The sequence below is a fragment of the Polynucleobacter sp. KF022 genome (assembly GCF_027924105.1).
Classification (GTDB): Bacteria; Pseudomonadota; Gammaproteobacteria; order Burkholderiales; family Burkholderiaceae; genus Polynucleobacter.
The window spans coordinates 571,014-590,364 of record NZ_AP026972.1; the positions used below are offsets into that span (position 1 = coordinate 571,014).

Sequence of the window (19,351 nt, forward strand, 5' to 3'; positions counted from 1 at the left end):
TAGCTAATTATTTTGCTTTTGCCTTGATGCTGGTTTTCTTTACTGGCTTTTTGGCAGTTGGGGTTACTACCTTTGCTTTTGATTTTGCAGGCTGGCGATTAATGGGAACTGCACCCATCTTTTTAGCCGGCGCTGAAATGGCGCTCGACTTATTGGCGCCACTCCAGCTAGGTTCTGAAATCGAGTTAAACGCAGCGCGTAGCTTTTCACCCCAAAGCTGATGAATCATCTGGAAGTAGGGGTTAGATTCATCCATGGTGACGAGCTTATTGGCTTTAAGGGAATTCTTCTCATATACAAGTAAGTCGAGCGGCAGACCTACGGAAATATTACTGTTTAGAGTGGAGTCCATGGAGATCAAGGCACACTTGGTTGCAAGATTCAATGAGGTATTGAAGTTCAGCACTCTATCCAAAATTGGTTTGCCATACTTGGATTCACCAATCTGGAAGTAACAAGTCTCTGGAGTGGCTTCAATAAAGTTGCCAGCAGAATAGATATTAAATAGGCGGGGTCTTTCACCCTTTACTTGGCCACCAAAAATTAGATTGCAATTGAAATCGATCCCAGCCTTTTCAAGCGCCTTGTGATCGCGTTCATAAACTTGCTTGACGGCGTCGCCAATAACGACAGCGGCATCATGCGTATTCTCAGCGGTCCAAAGATTCTTGCCATTGAGTAGTTGGCCTTGTAAGAGGATTTCTTTAACGGCTTGAGTGATGGCAAGATTGCCCGCACTCATGAGGGTGAAGAAACGATCCTTTTCTTGGAACAGGGTCATTTTTCTGAAGGTGCCGATTTGGTCTACACCTGCATTTGTTCGGGTGTCCGATAAAAATACAAGACCATCTTTAAGACAAAGCCCAACACAGTACGTCATTCTCTAACCCTCTTCATTATTTCTTGAGATTATCTCTTAAAAATCAGATGGGCTAGCCGAGCTGTTGAATAGAGATATTGGCGCTTAGTTCTTCGCCTCCGCCTCCGGTGCGCACCCCTTTTACAGGGGCTGCAGAGTAGTAGTCACGACCCACTGCTAACCTGATGTGACGTGAATCGATGAGGCAGGCATGAGTAATGTCAACGCTAGTCCAGATGCCCTTGTCAATATCGCTGCAGAAATCAATCCAAGCATGACTTGCTAGATTTGGAGACTCTTCCGCAAAGAAATACCCGCTGACATAACGTGCTGGAATTTGTGAGGCACGACAAAGGCTAAGCATAATATGGGCATGATCTTGGCAAACACCGGATTTCATAGCAAAAGCTTGCGCGGCAGTTGTAGCGAAATTTGTTTGGCCTGGGGAGTACACAATTAAACCTGAACAGCCTCAGCGAGTTTTAATACTTGATCAACTGAATTTTTCTTTGGAAGACTGTAAGAGAAATATTCCAACATGGCTTCTGTAGGCTCTGTGAGATTGGTCTGCTGCAGAAGATAATATGGGAAACAGATTTAGGATCATCTATAAATTCAAAAGCATCTTCCGTGTGGACTTCACCCTCAGCCTCAAGCATCATCGAGGTATAGGGGGTCTCTTGCACAAAGACGCTGCATACGTTGCCAAAGGTATCGATTGAGTTGGATGCCTTAATGGGAGTGCTAATCTTCCACTTATCAATTTGTTGACCTGCGACGGCTGGCGGAGTGAGGCGCAACTCTTGAATAGAGTAGCGTACCGGAGTTTCATAACGGTATTCAGTGCGGTGACGAATCTTTAAGTGCATATATTCTTTGGTGAAGTCTTAAGCAACCGCTAGTGGGATGAGGTACGCATTACTAAATTCATCAGCAATATGATTAATGCGCTCTAGAAATTCTTCAATAAATTCTTCTAAGCCCTGCTCAAACACCTCATCGATATCAGAGTAATCCATGCTGGCTTTGAGTTTGCCAAGTAAGCGTTCAATTTCTTTGGATGCTGATTCTTTACCTCGGAAATAAGGGGAATGAGTTCATTTACGCAGCATACTAAGGAACGCGGCATTTGTTTATTAAAGATCAGTAGCTCAGCAACTTGTTTTGGGTTACTTGATCGGAATAAATTTGACGGTAAATCTCAAATGCGGAAACTGAGCGAAGTAATGCAGCCCAGTGGTAAAAATCAAAGAATTCCCCATCGGTACCTTCATCTGAGGATTTATTGGCACCAAGTACCTTTATCGTTGCTTGATCTTCATATTTCGTTTCTAAGATACGGGCAGTATTGTCGGCACGCTCAAGCAATGTTCCAACGCTAATAAAGTAGAAAGCCTCGTTCTTCAGCATCGTGCCATAGAGAACGCCTCTAGAAAGGTGGCAGCGGTGCTTGACCCATTCCAACAGGCGACTAGGATCAGCTTGATGCCTTGCTTCCAGAATGCGCTGTAACTCAAGCCAAGTCGTATTCTGGGTTTCCCACACCTCCGAAGTGATCTTGCCGCGAATCACGCGTGCGTTTTCACGGGCGGCATATAAGCAGGAAACAATGCTCGAAGGATTGCTGGTTTCATAAATCATGAAATCCAACACATTTTCACGATTAATCACATCATATTTACTGAGGAATGCCTCCTCCAACTTAGATATCGTGAGTAGCTTTTTCCAGCTTTGTTCCAAAAACTCAGCAGGTTGTGGCAGCAGGGATGTTTGATGATTAACATCAAGCATGCGGGCGGTATTTCTGCGCGCTCGGTATAGCGAGCCATCCAATAAAGACAATCAGCGGTACGGCTAAGCATGTTTACTCTTTCCTTATTTCTCTAACACCCAGGTGTCTTTAGTTCCACCACCCTGGGAGGAGTTCACTACTAAAGAACCTTCTTAAGCGCAACCCTAGTCAATCCACCTGGCACCATCTTGATGGTTTTGCCTGAAAGTACAAAGGGTCTTAAATCGATATGCCTTGGTGCAACGCCTGACTCCACAAAAGTAGGGCAGGTAGAGAGCGCTAGGTCGGTTGAGCAATATATTTGTCTGGGTTTGCAATCAGATGCGTTCTAAATTCTTCAATCTCTGCTTTGGTAGATGCTGGGCCCACCAACATGCCATAGCCACCAGCACCATGAGTGAGTTTGACAACTAGCTTATCTAAATTCGCTAAGGTGTATGCCAGATCATCCGTTTTGCGACACTGGAAAGTAGGAACGTTATTGAGGATAGGTTTTTCGCCAAGATAAAACTCAATCATCTCGGGTACGTATGGATATATTGATTTGTCATCGGCAATGCCGGTGCCAATCGCATTGGCTAAAGTAACGTTACCAGCACGATGGGCAGATAAGAGTCCTGCAACACCCAAGGTTGAATCGGAGCGGAATGCCAGGGGATCTAAGAAGTCATCATCAACGCGACGGTAGATTACATCCACTCGCTCGGGGCCCTGAGTGGTACGCATGAAGACTTGTTCATTTTTAACAAACAGATCTTTACCTTCAACCAGCTCCACACCCATCTGTTGCGCAAGGTAACTGTGCTCAAAATAGGCGGAGTTATACATGCCAGGCGTTAGCACTACCACATTTGGTTTTTTAACGTCATCTGGTTTAACGGACTTAAGGCATTCGAGCAAAAGATCGGGGTAGTGCTCTACAGGGGCAATGCGATATTTTTGGAAGAGGTCTGGAAAGAGGCGCATCATCATCTTGCGGTCTTCAACCATATAAGACACACCAGAGGGAACACGTAAGTTATCTTCTAATACGTAGAACTCGCCTTCACCAGCGCGTACGATATCGATCCCAGCAATTTGCGCATAGATGTCACGTGGCACACTGACGTTGCGCATCTCAGGACGATATTGTGCGTTGTTATAAATTTGCTCGGCTGGAACAATTCTGCTTTGATAATTTCTTCATCGTGATATACGTCATAGATAAAGCGGTTTAGTGCTTTAACGCGTTGGCGTAAACCAGCCTCAAGCTGCTCCCATTCTTTAGCGGTAAAGATGCGAGGTACTTGATCAAAAGGAATAGTTCTCTCCGCGCCGAGATCATCTCCATAAACAGCAAAGGTAATTCCGACTCGCCTAAAGATCAGGTCAGCTTCAGCTCGTTTGAGACCCATCAGGGTGTCACTTTGCTGTTTTAGCCAATTATGAAAAATTTGGTAGTGGGGACGCGCTTTGCTGCGGCGTCGAGCATTTCGTCAAAAGGCAATTTCATAGTTATAAAACTAATGCCTTTAAAAGGTCTGAATTGAGGGATTTGAAGCGGCTTGGTGCTGTATTGCACCATAAAAGTGCATAAATGCTCAGATATTGGCTCTCAAGCCAGTCTAACCCAGTTTTTGGGAGGTTAAGCGTTTAAATCGCCTCTGGCGATTCGGCCTTTTTGCACTTCCCACTCACGTTCTTTGGTGGCAGCCCGTTTATCGTGCTGTTTTTTTCCTCTGGCCAGGCCAATTTCGCACTTCACATTTCCTTTGGAGAAATGCAGGTTGAGTGGCACTAGCGTGTAGCCTTTTTGCTCAACCTTGCCAATGAGTTTGCGGATTTCAATAGCGTTGAGAAGCAGCTTTCTAGTGCGGGTATTGTCCGGAACGATATGGGTAGAGGCTGAAAGGAGAGGGGGTGATATGGCAGCCGATCAGGAATAGCTCCGCCTTACGTATAACAACATACGCTTCCTTGATGTGCACGCGCCCAGCGCGGATAGCTTTTACTTCCCAGCCTTCCAGCACAAGACCTGCCTCAAAGCGCTCCTCTATAAAATAATCAAAGAAGGCTTTTTTTGTTATCGACGATACTCATATTTATTTAGCTCTCAAGAACGATTATGGCAGACGTCTACAAGACCGTTTTAATTGGTCAATCAGCCGACCGCATGTACGGCTTAGTGACCGATGTTGCCCGCTATCCTGAGTTTCTGCCATGGTGTGGCGGTGTGGAAATTTTTGAGCAAACTGAGACAGTGCTTGATGCCAAAATCAATATTCATTTCAAGGGCATTACTCAGTACTTTCATACCCGCAACGTTAACCACCGCCCAGAAACGATTGATATGGTCTTTGTAGATGGGCCGTTTAAGCATTTTTCTGGCAATGGAACTTTATTCCTCTGCGCGAAGATGCCTGTAAGGTCGAGTTCAAGCTCCATTGGGAGTTTAAGAGCGTCATTCTCGATAAGATTATTGGGCCCGTCTTTGGCCACATCGCCGGCACCTTTGTGGATTGTTTTGTAAAGCGTGCAGAGGAGCTGTATGGCTGAGCGCATACTGGATCTGCTACTTTGTGATGCAAGACAGGGGGAGCCACAGTTAACGCCGACCAAGCTCATTTTGGAGGCTGGAGAGGTGGCTACGATTGGCTGGGCTCTGGTCAAGACTGGAATCGCCTTAGGTCCTGATGACCCTGCTATAGCCAGAAAAGGCTGCTTTGGGGTCTTTGGCAAGCGCAAGGACTGGGATAGCCCGCTTTATGCCGGTGATCGCTTGGAGCTATATTCCCCGCTAATCATAGACCCTAAGACCGTTCGGCGTAAAAAGGCCAACCAGAACCAAGATGCCAAATTCCAGGCTGCCGCAGCTAAAAGAAAGGCTAGGAGGCTATAATCGGTTTTTGCGACTAGGGGTTTTGCATGCGACTCATTCAAAAAGCACTCACTTTTGACGATGTGCTCCTCGTACCGGCCTATTCATCGGTACTCCCTCGAGATGCCAGCTTGGCAAGTAAGTTAACTCGAGAAATTTCACTCAATACACCATTGGTGTCTGCAGCTATGGACACTGTGACCGAAGGTCGTTTGGGCAATTGCCATGGCCAGCGAAGGTGGTATTGGCATTATTCATAAAAATCTAAAGCCTGCTGAACAAGCGCGTGAAGTGGCGAAAGTAAAGCGCTACGAATCTGGCGTATTGCGTGATCCAATCACCATTAGTCCTGATGTCACATTGCGTCAAGTGATTCAGCTTTCTCGTGAACATGGCTTCTCTGGATTTCCAGTTCTCGTAGGCAAAGAGGTGGTTGGCATCATCACTAACCGCGATTTGCGTTTCGAAGAGACTTAGATGCGCCAGTAAAAGCAAGATGACTCCACGCGAGCGTTTAGTGACTGTTAAAGAAGGTTGCTCATTAGACGAAGCAAAACGTTTAATGAGTCAGCATCGTTTAGAGCGCGTATTGGTTGTGAACGACAAGTTTGAGTTACGTGGCCTGATTACAGTAAAAGATATTCTGAAGCGACTGAGCATCCGAATGCCTGTAAAGACAGCGAAGGTAAGCTGCGCGTAGGTGCTGCAGTAGGTGTAGGTCCAGATAATGATGAGCGCATTGAATTATTGGTGCGCGCAGGTGTTGATGTGATCGTAGTTGACACTGCGCATGGACATAGCCAAGGTGTATTAGATCGTGTGAAGTGGGTCAAGAAAACTTTCCCTCACGTTCAAGTGATTGGCGGCAATATTGCTACTGGCGATGCTGCTAAAGCATTGGCTGATCATGGTGCCGACGGCGTCAAGGTTGGTATTGGTCCAGGATCAATTTGCACCACTCGTATTGTTGCTGGTGTCGGTGTTCCGCAAATTACTGCGATTGTGAATGTGGCCACTGCACTCAAAGGTACAGGCATTCCATTGATTGCTGATGGTGGCGTACGTTATTCCGGTGATGTTGCAAAAGCATTAGCAGCTGGCGCTAGTTCTGTAATGATGGGCGGCATGTTTGCCGGTACTGAAGAAGCTCCTGGAGAAGTATTTTTATATCAAGGGCGTTCATATAAGAGTTATCGCGGTATGGGTTCTTTGGGCGCGATGGCTGATGGTTCTGCTGATCGTTACTTCCAAAGTGACATCGTTGCGAATGCTGAGAAGCTTGTGCCTGAAGGTATTGAGGGTCAAGTGCCTTATAAGGGTAGCGTTTTGGCAATCTTGCACCAATTAACTGGTGGCATTCGCTCTTCCATGGTTATCTTGGTTGCAAAACGATCGACGAGCTTCATGAGAAAGCGAACTTTGTTGAGATTACCTCTGCTGGTGTGCGTGAATCGCACGTTCATGATGTGAAGATCACTAAAGAAGCGCCAAACTACCATATTGATTAAGACTTAAATAAGATTATGCTTCATTCGTGCACGACAAAATACTGATTCTCGACTTTGGTTCACAAGTAACTCAACTCATTGCAAGACGCGTACGCGATGGACGTGTGTACTCCGAGATTCACCCCTACGATTGCGATCCAGAATTCATTCGCAAGTTCATTCAAGAGCAGGGCGGTAAAGGCATCATTCTTTCTGGTGGACCAAGCTCAGTAACTGAAGAGGGTAGTCCTCGTGCACCCCAAATCGTTTTTGGACTGGGTGTTCCTGTTCTAGGTATTTGCTACGGCATGCAAACGATGGCTACTCAATTGGGTGGTGCGGTTGCGTCTGCCGAGTCTTTGGGTAAGGCGCGTGAGTTCGGTTATTCAGAAGTGCGCGCCCATGGCCATACCAATTTACTCAAAGGCATTCAGGATTTCTCGACTAGTGAAGGTCATGGCATTCTGAAAGTGTGGATGAGTCATGGCGACTCCGTTACTACATTGCCGCCATCATTTAAGTTGATGGCCTCGACCGAGTCTTGCCCTATAGCAGGTATGGCTGATGAAGAGCGTCGTTTTTATGCATTCCAGTTTCATCCTGAAGTGACCCACACCATTCAAGGCACGGCAATCATTGAGCGTTTTGTGCATGAGATTTGTCAGTGCAAGCCTGACTGGGTGATGGGCGATTACATCGCGGAAGCTGTAGACAATATTCGCAAGCAAGTTGGGGATGAGGAAGTCATTCTTGGTTTATCTGGTGGCGTTGACTCTAGCGTTGCTGCAGCGTTGATTCATCGCGCCATTGGCGATCAACTGACTTGTGTGTTTGTAGACCATGGCTTGCTTCGTCTAAATGAAGGCGACATGGTGATGGAGATGTTTGCACGCAATTTGGGTGTGAAAGTCATTCGCGTTGATGCCAAAGAAACTTTTATGGGTGAGTTGGCTGGCGTTTCTGATCCAGAAGCTAAGCGCAAGATTATCGGTAAAGAGTTTGTGGAAATTTTCCAAACTGAATCTGGAAAAATAAAAAACGCCAAATGGCTTGCTCAAGGAACTATTTACCCGGATGTGATTGAGTCTGCTGGTAAAGGTAAGAAGGGCGCACATACTATTAAGAGTCACCATAATGTTGGTGGCTTACCTGAGGATATGCATCTCAAATTACTTGAGCCATTGCGCGAGCTCTTTAAAGATGAAGTTCGCGAGCTCGGCGTTGCATTAGGTTTGCCACGTGAGATGGTGTACCGCCATCCGTTCCCTGGTCCTGGTCTTGGCGTGCGCATTTTGGGTGAAGTAAAGGCTGAGTTTGCGAGCTTGCTTCAACGTGCTGATGCCATCTTCATTGAAGAGTTACGCAATACGATTGATGAAGTCAGTCAAAAATCTTGGTATGACCTCACCAGTCAAGCATTTGCTGTTTTCTTACCAGTGAAGTCTGTAGGTGTGATGGGTGACGGCAGAACGTATGAATATGTTGTAGCACTTAGAGCTGTGCAGACTCAAGACTTTATGACGGCGCATTGGGCTCATTTGCCGCATGAGTTGCTTGGTAAAGTGTCAAACCGCATCATCAATGAAGTGCGTGGCATCAATCGAGTCGTATACGACATTAGCGGAAAACCGCCAGCAACGATCGAGTGGGAATAAGGGGCGGGCTAAAAAAGCCTACCAATTCCTATGCTTGAGTTACGAGCAACCTCACTCGCAATCCTAGCAAGCGTCGATTATCAGACTAAAGTCAGTCAGTTATTGCACCTGTTTGATGAATATCAACAGCAGCAGGTGACTCTCGATATTTCTGGTGTACTTGATTCTCAAGACCTCACACTTCCTGGGCGCCCAGCCAAGCCAGAGTTAGTTCTGCCAAAGTTAGTCCCCAAAAGAAGAATGGATACGCCCGAAGGTAGGGCAGGTTTGTTGCACTCACTTGCACATATTGAATTTAATGCCATGAATCTTGCTCTGGATGCAATCTGGCGCTTTCCAAATATGCCTCAGCAGTACTACGAGGACTGGCTTAAGGTTGCTAAAGAAGAGGCGTATCACTTCAGTTTGGTAAATGAACATCTGAAATCACTGGGTTTTACCTATGGTGATTTTCCGGCTCACAATAGTTTGTGGGAGATGGTTGAAAGAACAACTGATTCAGTTATTGCTAGGATGGCGCTTGTGCCTAGAACCATGGAAGCAAGAGGACTAGATGCCGTGCCGATGATTCGAGATCGCTTTAAGCAAATTAAAGAGACAAGGGCGGTTGAGATTTTGGAGATTATTCTCAATGATGAAATCGGCCATGTTCTGATTGGCAATCGTTGGTTTAATTTCTTGTGTACACAGGATCATCTTTCGCCGATTGCTACTTACCGAGAGTTGGCTGAAAAATATCGCGCACCTGTTTTAAGGGGGCCATTCAATATAGAAGCTCGTCAGCGAGCTGGATTTACAAGCGAAGAGTTAACTCTTCTGGGGGCATCGTAAATGAATATGAAGGTATTGAGCCTCATTCCCCCAATGACCCAGCTTAATACACCATATCCCTCTACGGCCTATCTCACGGGATTTTTGAGGTCACGCGGAGTAGATGCCGCCCAAGAGGATTTAGCTCTGGCACTGGTACTTAGTTTTTTTACGCCAGAAGGCCTGGCCAAAATTTACGGGGAAGCCCTTCTAGTTCCGGAGGAAAGTCGTAGTGCTAGCGTCAATTTTTTCTTAGACTATTTTGCTAGCTACCAATCCACTATCTCATCAGTGATTAGTTTTTTGCAAGGCCGAGATAGTACTCTTAGCCACCGTATTAACTCGCGCGCTTTTTTGCCTGAAGGACCACGCTTTGCGTCTTTGGATGCCTTTGATGATGAAGATGGCGACTCATTGGCTTGGGCTTTTGGGGCTCTAGGATCACATGATCGAGCACGTCATTTAGCAACCTTGTATCTCAATGATTTATCGGATGTGATGCGCGATGCCGTTGATGATCGTTTTGAGTTTGTCCGTTATGCGGAATCTCTTGCAAGTAGCCAGCCTACATTCACGCCTTTAGCTGATGCACTGAATGCGAACCCGACGCTAATGGATTTGCATTTGCAAGAACTTGCAAGTAAGACTATTGAGGACCATCAGCCCAACCTAGTGCTTCTATCCGTACCATTTCCTGGGGCGATGTATGCGGCCTTGCGGATTGCTCAAGTCATTAAAAGAGCTCACCCAAAAATCAAGATTGCATTAGGTGGGGGCTATGTCAATACAGAGCTGCGCGAGCTGAGCGATGCTCGTATTTTTGATTATGTAGATTTCATTACGCTCGATTCTGGGGAAAGACCCTTGCTTGCTTTGCTAGAACATCTGCGGGGTAAGCGCTCCACAGAGAGATTGGTACGCACTTTTATTCGAAATTCAAAAAATCAAGTTCAATACCTCAATTGGCAGGAGCCGGACATTCCATTTGAAGAGGTTGGTACAGCTACCTGGGATGGATTACCTCTAGATTCTTATTTATCACTTTTGGACATGCTCAATCCAATGCATCGCTTATGGAGTGATGGTCGTTGGAATAAGCTCACTGTTGCGCACGGCTGCTATTGGAAAAAATGTAGCTTCTGCGATGTTTCGCTTGATTACATTTCTCGTTATGAAACTGCTTCAGCCAGCTTATTGGTGGATCGTATTGAGCAGATCGTTGCCGAGACTGGCCAAACGGGATTTCATTTTGTGGATGAGGCAGCTCCACCTAAGGCATTAAAAGCCCTAGCTGAGGAGTTGATTCGTCGTAAGGTGGTCATTTCTTGGTGGGGCAATATTCGCTTTGAAAAAACTTTTACTCCGCAAGTGGCCGAACTTCTAGCCCAAAGTGGTTGTATAGCGATGTCCGGTGGCTTAGAGGTTGCCTCTGACAGATTGCTAAACCTGATGAAAAAGGGTGTATCCGTTGAGCAAGTGGCTCAGGTTACCAAAGGTTTTTCAGATGCGGGCATCTTGGTGCATGCTTATCTGATGTATGGCTTTCCTACTCAAACAGTACAAGAAACGGTAGATGCTTTGGAATATGTAAGGCAGTTATTTGAGAGTGGCTGTATCCAAAGTGGATTTTTTCACCGCTTTATCTGCACCGTTCATTCTCCTGTGGGTTTAAATCCACAAGAGTATGGAATTGAATTAGTACCGTTGCCAGAAATTACTTTTGCCAAGAATGATGTTGCCTTTATTGATCCAACTGGCGTTGACCATGATGCCTTGGGTCAAGGATTGAAAAAGGCTATTTATAACTATATGCATGGAGTAGGTTTTGAGCTTAAAGCGCACTCTTGGTTTGATGGTTTAGGAATGGCCATCCCAAAGACGACGGTTGCCCATAATTTTATAGAGAATGCTTTGTATCGATAAGCTGACGACATGATGACTGCCCGCCATATTGTTTACTTAATCATGTCCGTCTTATTGACGGCATGTATCTCCTCTCAACCATTTCCAAATGGAGTCGTTGAGGCTCAGCCCACTCCCACTCCTTCCATTCGCGCTCCAAAAGTAGGGCAAGAATGGGTGTATCGAGTACGTAATGTTTTTAACCAGGAGATAGTGGATACGGTTACTGAAAAAGTAGTTTCGGTTGGAGAGCAAATTCGCATTTCTAGGGTCGGCGTCAAAGCAGGCCCCTTACCAGATGAAATCCAATCTCCCTGGGGATTTGTGATTCAGGATCCACACTGGAGTCCGCCACAAAAATTTACTTCTGCAATTCCTATATGGCCTGAACAATTAAAAGCCAATTGGAATGGCTTTTATAGAACCCGGTATCAGGTCCTGGGTCATCCAGACGGCAGCTTCTATTGTGGGGTAAATGTCAATTCCTATCAATGGGAACGTATTTCAGTTACGGCGGGTGAATTTTTGACCCTGAAATATCAAAATGAGATGCCTTACTTTGAAAGTCAGGATGTTTTTAGAGTAGCAAATTACCGTGAGGATTTGCTTTGGCTCTCGCCAGAAGTTGGTCGCTGGGTGATACGTAGGAGCTATGGGCGTTACATTACGCCAGGCGTTTATTGGGCGAATGCTTACTGGGAAGATTACTTGGAGTGGGAGTTAATCTCCTGGAAATAAGCAAAGCGCTTAAAATAGTCTAATTGCTATGTATACCGTAAAAGAACTATTTCCTACCCTTCAGGGTGAAGGTGCCCACGCTGGTAGGGCGGCAGTATTTTGCCGATTTGCTGGGTGTAATCTTTGGAGTGGGCGTGAAGAAGATCGTGCCACAGCTATTTGCCAGTTTTGCGATACCGATTTTGTGGGTAGCGATGGCATTGGTGGCGGTAAGTTTGAAACGGCCAATGCACTTGCAGATGCCATTGAGTCTTCATGGCGCAGCACCTCTGCTGGACCTCAGCAGCGTTATGTTGTTTTTACTGGCGGTGAGCCTCTTCTGCAATTGGATGATGAGCTAATCGCAGCCCTTCATCGCAAAGGTTTTGAAGTTGCAATCGAAACAAATGGGACTATTAAAATTCCTAAAGGGGTTGATTGGGTTTGCGTCAGTCCTAAGGCTGGATCTGAATTAATTGTTTTGCAAGCAGATGAGTTAAAGCTGGTAATTCCTCAGCAAGATAATCTAGAGTTAGAAAAACTCATGGCTCGCTTTGAGAAGATGGATTATCGAAATCGTTTCTTGCAGCCTATGGATGGTCAAAATCTTAAAAGCAATACAGAATTAGCAGTAAGCTTGTGTCAAAAGCGTCCCTTATGGCGATTGAGTCTGCAGTCTCATAAGCTGATCGGGATTCGGTAATTTGGCCGAGCTCAAACAGGATAATTAAGTACCTAATGACAAATAAACAGCCTCCCATCTCAATTACCCGTCGCCTCGAGTTTGATTCAGGACATCGCATCCCAAACCATGATGGTCAATGCCGCCATCTACATGGCCATCGTTATGCGATTGAAGTCACTCTGACTGGTGAAGTGGCAGATCATCCAGGTAAGGCTGAGGATGGGATGGTGCTTGATTTTGGTGATATCAAGCGCTTAACTAATCAGTATGTTGTGGACCTTTGGGACCATGCTTTTCTGGTCGCCAAGGAGGATGAAGGTTTGGTGGCGTTTTTGGCTACTTTGCCCAATCACAAGACAGTCATCATGGATCACGTTCCGACTGTAGAAAATTTAGCAAATGCTGCTTTCGCAATACTGCAACCAGTTTTTAATAAAGCCTTTGGTGGTCGCCTGGAACTCTCTTCTGTTCGTCTTTATGAGACGCCTAATTGCTGGGCTGATGTCCACTCTGCGTAAATGATGCAAGCTGAGCTTGACCAGCAATATATGCGTATGGCAATTGAGCAAGCTCAGTTGGCTGCGCAATCAGGCGAGGTTCCTGTCGGGGCTGTCTTGGTTAAAGATGGCCAAGTCATTTCCAAAGCCTTTAATAAACCTATTGCAAATCATGATCCCAGTGCACATGCAGAAATGTTGGCCTTGAGAGAGGCTGCGCTTTCTGAAGGGAGTTATCGTATTCCTGGCAGCACTTTATATGTCACTCTAGAACCATGTGCGATGTGCTCTGGAGCAATGCTTCATGCTAGGATTGATCGTGTAGTCTTTGGCGCCCCAGACCCTAAGACAGGTGCTGCAGGCAGCGTCTTGGATTTATTTGCTTCTAAGCAGATTAATCACCAGACAAGCGTCGAAGGTGGCATCATGAGTGAAGAGTGTGGTCAGTTGTTACGTGATTTTTTTAAGGGACGACGTTGAAATCCATTCACCTGATTGCTCCATCTGGAGCAAGTTTAGATAGCAAAAGTCCTTTGGCTGGCATTGACTGGTTAGAGGAGCAAGGTATTGATGTCCAAAATGCAGATTGCGTACATCGAGTCTACGAGCGCTTTGCTGGCAGCGATGAAGCGCGTCTTGCTGAGATTAATCAGATTGCGCAATTAGATTCAAAAACCCTAGTGATGGCTATGCGCGGGGGATACGGTTTGCACCGCTTGCTTCCAGATATAGAGTGGAGTGCTATTGCTAAGGCAATTCAAACTGGTTTACAAGTTTGTGGCCATAGTGATTTCACGGTATTTCAGTTGGCTTTGCTGGCAAAAACAGGTGCCATTACTTTGGCTGGCCCAATGCTCAACTATGATTTTGGACGTCTTGGCGATAATGGCGCTCCAGTGGTGCCAGATGCATTTATGTGGGAGCATTTTCAGAGCGCTATTCAAAATCGCAAACTCGACTGTCAGGTTTTAACCCCGCAATCCTTTTTGGGTAAAGCTAATACTGGCTCCCTCGCAGGATTATTGTGGGGAGGTAATTTGACTGTGATCGCTGGTTTGGTCGGCACTCCATATCTCCCTGATGCCAAGCAAACGCAAGGCGGTATCTTGTTTCTAGAAGATGTGAATGAGCATCCCTATCGGCTTGAGAGAATGATGATGCAACTTCTAGATGCAGGTGTTCTTTCAAATCAAAGCACCATCTTATTGGGCGGTTTTTCCGCTTATCGTCTATACGATAACGACAGGGGTTATTCACTTGAGCGCGCTATCGAAGTAGTTCGCAAACGCTTGCCAAAAGAGATTCCTATATTGACCGGGCTGCCATTTGGGCACCAAGCAAATAAATTGACTCTGCCTATTGGCGCTACAGCTAGCTTAAATTTCAATTCAAATGGATTTGAGCTTAAGGCGCTGTGGTAACGATTAGTCACCTCTTGAAGCGCCCCTGTATCAGAAGCATCTTCTTTCTCATTGCATTTACCTTTACAGGAGCAGTTATGGCAACTGAAGAGCCAAAATATACTGTTCTCGAAAAAGAATCCCCTTTTGAAATTCGATCTTATGCGCCAATGATTGTGGCCGAGGTTCAAGTTGAGGGTGATTTGGATGGCGCATCTAGTCAAGGCTTTCGCTTAATTGCGGCCTATATATTTGGCCAAAATCAAGTGAGTGAAAAGATCGCTATGACTGCGCCGGTTACAGTGCAAGATCAATCGGCAAAGAATGCAAAGATTGCTATGACTGCCCCAGTGGGGATTGAGTCAAATGCTGGCAAGTGGGCAGTGTCTTTTGTGATGCCGGCTGAATACACTATGGAAACAATACCTAAACCAATCAATCCGCTGGTGCAATTACGTCAAGTTCCTGCAATCAAAAAAGCAGTCATTAGCTTTACTGGGTTCTATAACGATCAAAAAGTCGCTGAGAAAACTCTGGAATTGGAGCAGTGGATGAAGTCTAAAAATTTGCAGGGTACTGGCACGCCAAATTTTGCTCGTTATAACCCACCTTGGACTTTGCCATTTATGCGCCGCAACGAGGTCATGATTAGTCTACGTGACTAGTTCTTTGCTTCAAATCTCTTAAGTACAAACTGACCGCCACCATTAATGCCTAAAGTTTTTGTTAAGGTGGGCAAGGCAGCTGCTAAGTGTTTTTCAAGGGTCCACGGCGGATTAATAATAAACATACCGCTCGACTGAAGACGTCGCTCACCGGGAGCATTTTCAACGCGTAATTCAGTATGGAGCCAAGAGCGCTTATGGCTTGCAGCAATTTTTTTCAGGCGATCAGGCAGAGCAATAGATTCTCTTCTGGAGATCACGGGATACCAGATTGCATAGCAGCCTGTGGCAAAGCGTTGCAATGCCTCTTCCATGGCAGTCTCAAGATATCGATAATCTTGTTTATCTTCATAGGATGGATCAATTAATACTAGACCTCGTCTACTTGGTGGCGGTAGCAAACCCTTAAGTCTGGCAAAGCTATCCTCGGCATAAATATCAATCTGCTTTGATTGCTTTAGCTCACCTATGTTGTGACGCAGAATATCAATCTCTTTTGGATGCAATTCAAATAGCTTAAGACGGTCTTGCGGGCGTAACAAGCCAGCTAATATAAAAGGGGATCCTGGGTAGGACCTTAATTGGCCATCAGTATTTTCAGCTTCGATATGCTTTAAATACTCGAGGATGCTTTCGGGTATCGGGCTATTCGCATGTTTACATGTTTCGACATATTGAGCGAGGCGAAAGATTCCGCCATTCGCTTCTTTGCTTACTGTTGAGAAGCCATCCTGCAGGCTGTAAATACCTGCGCCGGCGTGCGTATCGACAATTGTGAGCGCACCCGGCTTTTCTTGTAGGTATTCAACTAGGTGAATCAGGGTGAGATGCTTCAGAATGTCTGCATGACTTCCAGCATGGAATGCATGTCTATAGCTAAACATATCTAGATGGACTCACAGTGGGCGTCCTTGAGTAAATTGCGCTTTGCCATACATCACAAGCGTACTCACGATGATAGCGACAGAAGCATATTGAAGCGGTTGGTTTAATTCGTGATCCATTATTTGAGTGAGGTGAGAATAGATTGCGATAACACCTCCAAGCGCAATCAGATGAGCCCATATCTTTTTGGGACCCAGTTGACTCTCTGGGAATTGATTGGCTAGTAAGGCTCCAATCATGCCACACCAAATACCAAATCCCGCTCCACCCAAAACGTCGGTGAGCCAGTGGGCACCAACTGCATTGCGCGATAGCCCAACCAATGCAGCAAGAGCAAACAAAAGCAGAAGCGGTGCTCTCTTCTCTTTACTTGCTGAAAAATAGAAAGCGCTTGCAATCGCAAATGCGGTTAGCGTATGACCAGAAGGGAAGGCTCTATGAAGTAGTGCTTCACCGATACGATAAAAACTTCCCTCGTTCAGAATGCTTGCAGGCCTTGGTAGATTAAATAGGCCTTTTAATGCAGCGCTTGATAGCGCCGCTATGGTACCTGCAAAAATACCTGCAGTTAAGATTCTTGGTGCCAAAAGTAAGAGTGGAAATGCGATTGCAAATACGCCCCAACCATTACCTAAAAAAGTAAGCCAAGTCCAAAGTGTGTCTGGCAACTGCTGGGTAAATTGATTGATGAATAAAAAACTACTGCTTTGTAGATTGCCAAAGTAGAGAATGAATGCAAGCGCGAGCGGAGCTAGCGGGATAAACCAAGCAAATCCAGGTATAGCCTTTTTACTCATCCGGCTTAACGGGCCTTCGCTTGATCGGCATCCTGCAATTGCTTGATGACTTTGTCTAAAACTTGTGGGACTGTAATGGCCTGCATACAGACATTGTCGTGACAAGGTGTTTTACGGTGATTGGCAGCGCTCACACAAGGAGAGCATGCAAGGTTTGCAGTGATAGCAATAGAATTGCCAACCGATCCGTAGAGTGCTGGAGTTTCAGGTCCAAAGAGAACAACCGTTCTTAATGGCGTTACTGCTGAGAAATGACCAGGACCAGAATCGTTAGTCACCATTACATCGGACAGGGTGTAAAGGGGTGGTAATTCTGCGAAGCTGACTTGCCCAGCAAAGTTCAGCGCGTTCTTAATATTTGCAACAACACGAACTTTCTCTACATAGGCAAACTCAGCGGGTGAGCCTGTGATCAGAATCAGATCATTTGGATATTCTTGGTGGATCGCTTGAATTAACTCAGAAAAACGTTGCTGAGCCCAGCGGCGTTGCGGCAAAAGATCACTTGCATTAGGGTTAATCAAAATCAGACGATTTTTTCCAGGGGTGTAGCTGATATTTGCTTCTTTAGCTAATTTCTCAATTCGCTCACGCACTTTTTCTAGAGCGCTTGGGTTGATGATGGCTTGCTCTAAGCGAACTTCAGAATCTGGAATTTCAATTTTGCTAAAAGGAACTTCAATCTTCTGGGCAAAAGCAGCATGAATCAAAGAAAGAAAATTCTTAGTAATGTGAATGTGCGGGTTGTAATGCACTTTGCGGGTGAGCATGAAGCCACGCCATAGCCCCTCGCCGTGAAAGATGTGATAACCCACACGACGCCGTGCACCACACATGCCAGTTAAAAGGGCTGTAAAGCGCGAAAACAGCTCTAGGTCAATGACGGTATCGATGCGGTGTTTGCGAGCAAGCATCAGAAAGAGTAGGGTGTCTTTAATTAAGCCACCCAAGCTGGATGAGTCAATAGTAAAGATATTTTCTGGCTTTACGGTATTGAGTAATGTGAGGCTGGCGCGATTACTTTTGAAAATCAAGAAAAAGATTTCTGCTCCACGCGCTTGAGCATTACGCATTGCTGGGTCGACCAAAATCGCACTACCCATTTCTGATAACTCAATAAAGAGTAATTTTTTTGGGGTCTCTGGTCCGCGATTAAATATATTTTTTACGCCATCAAGCAAAGCAATAACTGGACTCACAATTGCACATAGGGGTACGCCGACCCAATGATCAATGGCGCGCATAGTGTTGACGCTAATAGTCATAGTTTTGCTCTAAAAAATTATTTTCGTTTTAGTAAAAAATAGGCGCCAGGTAGAACTGACAAAACAGTGATTGCCCCATAACTTATGGAAGCTAGAATTGTTAAGGAGGGGTTGACACCCCAGAGGGCCAAGACTGAGGAGAGGGTGGCTTCACGCAATCCCCATCCAGAAATGCTGATCGGCAACATGAGTAGCAAGCTAAGTGCAGGCAAGCCAATCATGAGCCCTTCAATAGGAGCGTCAACGCCGTAAGCCTTGAGGCAAAAGAGCAGCGTTAAGATTGTAAGAAAGTGAATGCCAATAGCTAAACCTGCTTGGGCAATATTGTTAGGCCAAGCAAAGGCTAACTGAATTCCAGGCATTGCATTATTCATATTGAAGCGATCTAAGAATTTTTGTAATAGCTGCTTGCTTGGTCCCCAAGCCAAGATAAGTGCAATAGCTACGCCTGCCAACAGCATCACCACCATAACTGCATAGCCTAAGTCCTGACCCCAAGCCGCCAATGTGGCGCCGCCTAGAATTAATCCAAGGGCGCCAAGTAAATTATTTCCCGCCAGACCCAGTAGACGATCAACTAAAACCATTGAAAAACTTAAGCGTAACTTTGGTGTTGCATGCTCAAGATCTACTGAGTGATGCAGCTCTTCATCCAACTCCTTAGTTTCGGATAAATTGCCAGTGCTGGTTAAATGGGTTGCAGTAATGGCTCTATAACTATCGCCACCCAATGTACTTGGTAGACCTTGATTAATCAGTCCGCCTGCAAAATAGAGGCCAATGTAGGAGCGAATTCGGCGTGGAAATCCAACGGCCTGCATAAATAATCCCCAGCGATAGCCGCCGCAGATGAAGGCACTCATCATGCTCACTAGTGCTGCTATAAACCAAAGGGGCTGCATCTGAATCTGGGTATCAAATAGTGAGTGCCAGTCAATTCCGCTGGTTGCCTTCCAAAGCAGTGCAATAGATAGAAGGATCCGAATAGTGGGCCAAGCGCGCTTGAGGATGGTTTTCCAGCCCGATTGGGTTTTAGGAGTGGGCTGGGTCTGTGAACTCATAAGCGTAAGGATAATGC

General features: G+C 45.7%; 17 protein-coding genes and 5 pseudogenes. 12 read left to right on the top strand and 10 right to left on the bottom strand.

Features of this window, described 5'->3' with window-relative positions; translation table 11 throughout:
* Positions 1 to 7 precede the first annotated feature (7 nt).
* The 6 genes and pseudogenes from PKF022_RS02990 to smpB all read right to left on the bottom strand — a co-directional run bounded on the left by PKF022_RS02990 (position 8) and on the right by smpB (position 4,730).
* On the bottom strand, positions 8 to 880 hold the full coding sequence (locus PKF022_RS02990) for a peptidase (protein ID WP_281777165.1): 873 nt from the start codon (positions 878 to 880) through the stop codon (positions 8 to 10).
* A gap of 52 nt (positions 881 to 932) precedes the next feature.
* Positions 933 to 1,259, bottom strand: a complete 327-nt coding sequence (locus PKF022_RS02995; RefSeq protein ID WP_281777166.1) for a transglutaminase family protein — start codon at positions 1,257 to 1,259, stop codon at positions 933 to 935.
* Positions 1,260 to 1,341: 82 nt separating this feature from the next.
* Positions 1,342 to 1,728 (bottom strand): transglutaminase N-terminal domain-containing protein, encoded by a 387-nt coding sequence (locus PKF022_RS03000; RefSeq protein ID WP_281777167.1) that lies wholly within the window; start codon positions 1,726 to 1,728, stop codon positions 1,342 to 1,344.
* Positions 1,729 to 1,746: 18 nt separating this feature from the next.
* Positions 1,747 to 2,721, bottom strand: a pseudogene (locus PKF022_RS03005) (alpha-E domain-containing protein).
* Between the two features lie 13 nt (positions 2,722 to 2,734).
* A pseudogene (locus tag PKF022_RS03010) lies at positions 2,735 to 4,084 on the bottom strand (circularly permuted type 2 ATP-grasp protein).
* Positions 4,085 to 4,275: 191 nt separating this feature from the next.
* Positions 4,276 to 4,730 (bottom strand): annotated as a pseudogene (gene smpB / locus PKF022_RS03015) (SsrA-binding protein SmpB).
* A 25-nt stretch (positions 4,731 to 4,755) separates the two neighbouring features.
* On the opposite strand from smpB, the pseudogene PKF022_RS03020 reads away from it, so the two are divergent.
* The 12 genes and pseudogenes from PKF022_RS03020 (at position 4,756) to PKF022_RS03075 (ending at position 15,326) form a co-directional block, all read left to right on the top strand.
* Positions 4,756 to 5,186: pseudogene (locus PKF022_RS03020) on the top strand (type II toxin-antitoxin system RatA family toxin).
* Positions 5,179 to 5,529 (top strand): RnfH family protein, encoded by a 351-nt coding sequence (locus PKF022_RS03025; RefSeq protein ID WP_281777168.1) that lies wholly within the window; start codon positions 5,179 to 5,181, stop codon positions 5,527 to 5,529. Before PKF022_RS03020 ends, PKF022_RS03025 begins: the two are co-directional and overlap by 8 nt.
* A gap of 26 nt (positions 5,530 to 5,555) precedes the next feature.
* A pseudogene (gene guaB / locus PKF022_RS03030) lies at positions 5,556 to 7,016 on the top strand (IMP dehydrogenase).
* A 26-nt stretch (positions 7,017 to 7,042) separates the two neighbouring features.
* Positions 7,043 to 8,650 (top strand): glutamine-hydrolyzing GMP synthase, encoded by a 1,608-nt coding sequence (gene guaA, locus PKF022_RS03035; RefSeq protein ID WP_281777169.1) that lies wholly within the window; start codon positions 7,043 to 7,045, stop codon positions 8,648 to 8,650.
* Between the two features lie 30 nt (positions 8,651 to 8,680).
* Positions 8,681 to 9,481 (top strand): ferritin-like domain-containing protein, encoded by an 801-nt coding sequence (locus PKF022_RS03040; protein ID WP_281777170.1) that lies wholly within the window; start codon positions 8,681 to 8,683, stop codon positions 9,479 to 9,481.
* 33 nt (positions 9,482 to 9,514) lie between these two features.
* The gene (locus PKF022_RS03045) at positions 9,515 to 11,383 is read left to right on the top strand and encodes a radical SAM protein (protein WP_281777171.1); all 1,869 of its coding nucleotides are present in this window, start codon (positions 9,515 to 9,517) and stop codon (positions 11,381 to 11,383) included.
* A 9-nt stretch (positions 11,384 to 11,392) separates the two neighbouring features.
* Entirely contained in the window at positions 11,393 to 12,100 is a 708-nt protein-coding gene (locus tag PKF022_RS03050) for a hypothetical protein (protein ID WP_281777172.1), read from the top strand.
* A gap of 28 nt (positions 12,101 to 12,128) precedes the next feature.
* The gene (gene queE, locus PKF022_RS03055) at positions 12,129 to 12,782 is read left to right on the top strand and encodes a 7-carboxy-7-deazaguanine synthase (RefSeq protein ID WP_216231508.1); all 654 of its coding nucleotides are present in this window, start codon (positions 12,129 to 12,131) and stop codon (positions 12,780 to 12,782) included.
* Positions 12,783 to 12,817: 35 nt separating this feature from the next.
* Entirely contained in the window at positions 12,818 to 13,282 is a 465-nt protein-coding gene (gene queD, locus PKF022_RS03060) for a 6-carboxytetrahydropterin synthase QueD (protein WP_281777173.1), read from the top strand.
* Complete coding sequence (gene tadA, locus PKF022_RS03065) at positions 13,283 to 13,741, top strand: tRNA adenosine(34) deaminase TadA (protein ID WP_281777174.1); 459 nt, start codon at positions 13,283 to 13,285, stop codon at positions 13,739 to 13,741. It abuts the gene before it with no gap.
* Complete coding sequence (locus tag PKF022_RS03070) at positions 13,738 to 14,682, top strand: LD-carboxypeptidase (protein WP_281777175.1); 945 nt, start codon at positions 13,738 to 13,740, stop codon at positions 14,680 to 14,682. Before tadA ends, PKF022_RS03070 begins: the two co-directional genes overlap by 4 nt.
* Positions 14,683 to 14,759: 77 nt before the next feature.
* Complete coding sequence (locus PKF022_RS03075; protein ID WP_281777176.1) at positions 14,760 to 15,326, top strand: heme-binding protein; 567 nt, start codon at positions 14,760 to 14,762, stop codon at positions 15,324 to 15,326.
* Here the strand turns inward: PKF022_RS03075 and rlmJ are convergent.
* The 4 genes from rlmJ to PKF022_RS03095 are packed head-to-tail and all read right to left on the bottom strand — an operon-like array spanning position 15,323 to position 19,334.
* Entirely contained in the window at positions 15,323 to 16,210 is an 888-nt protein-coding gene (gene rlmJ / locus PKF022_RS03080) for a 23S rRNA (adenine(2030)-N(6))-methyltransferase RlmJ (protein WP_281777177.1), read from the bottom strand. The two genes, PKF022_RS03075 and rlmJ, sit on opposite strands and share 4 nt — an antisense overlap.
* Before the next feature lie 12 nt (positions 16,211 to 16,222).
* Entirely contained in the window at positions 16,223 to 17,008 is a 786-nt protein-coding gene (locus tag PKF022_RS03085; protein ID WP_281777178.1) for a phosphatase PAP2 family protein, read from the bottom strand.
* 5 nt (positions 17,009 to 17,013) lie between these two features.
* On the bottom strand, positions 17,014 to 18,273 hold the full coding sequence (locus tag PKF022_RS03090; protein WP_281777179.1) for a glycosyltransferase family 9 protein: 1,260 nt from the start codon (positions 18,271 to 18,273) through the stop codon (positions 17,014 to 17,016).
* Between the two features lie 17 nt (positions 18,274 to 18,290).
* On the bottom strand, positions 18,291 to 19,334 hold the full coding sequence (locus tag PKF022_RS03095; RefSeq protein WP_281777180.1) for a lysylphosphatidylglycerol synthase transmembrane domain-containing protein: 1,044 nt from the start codon (positions 19,332 to 19,334) through the stop codon (positions 18,291 to 18,293).
* Positions 19,335 to 19,351 lie beyond the last annotated feature (17 nt).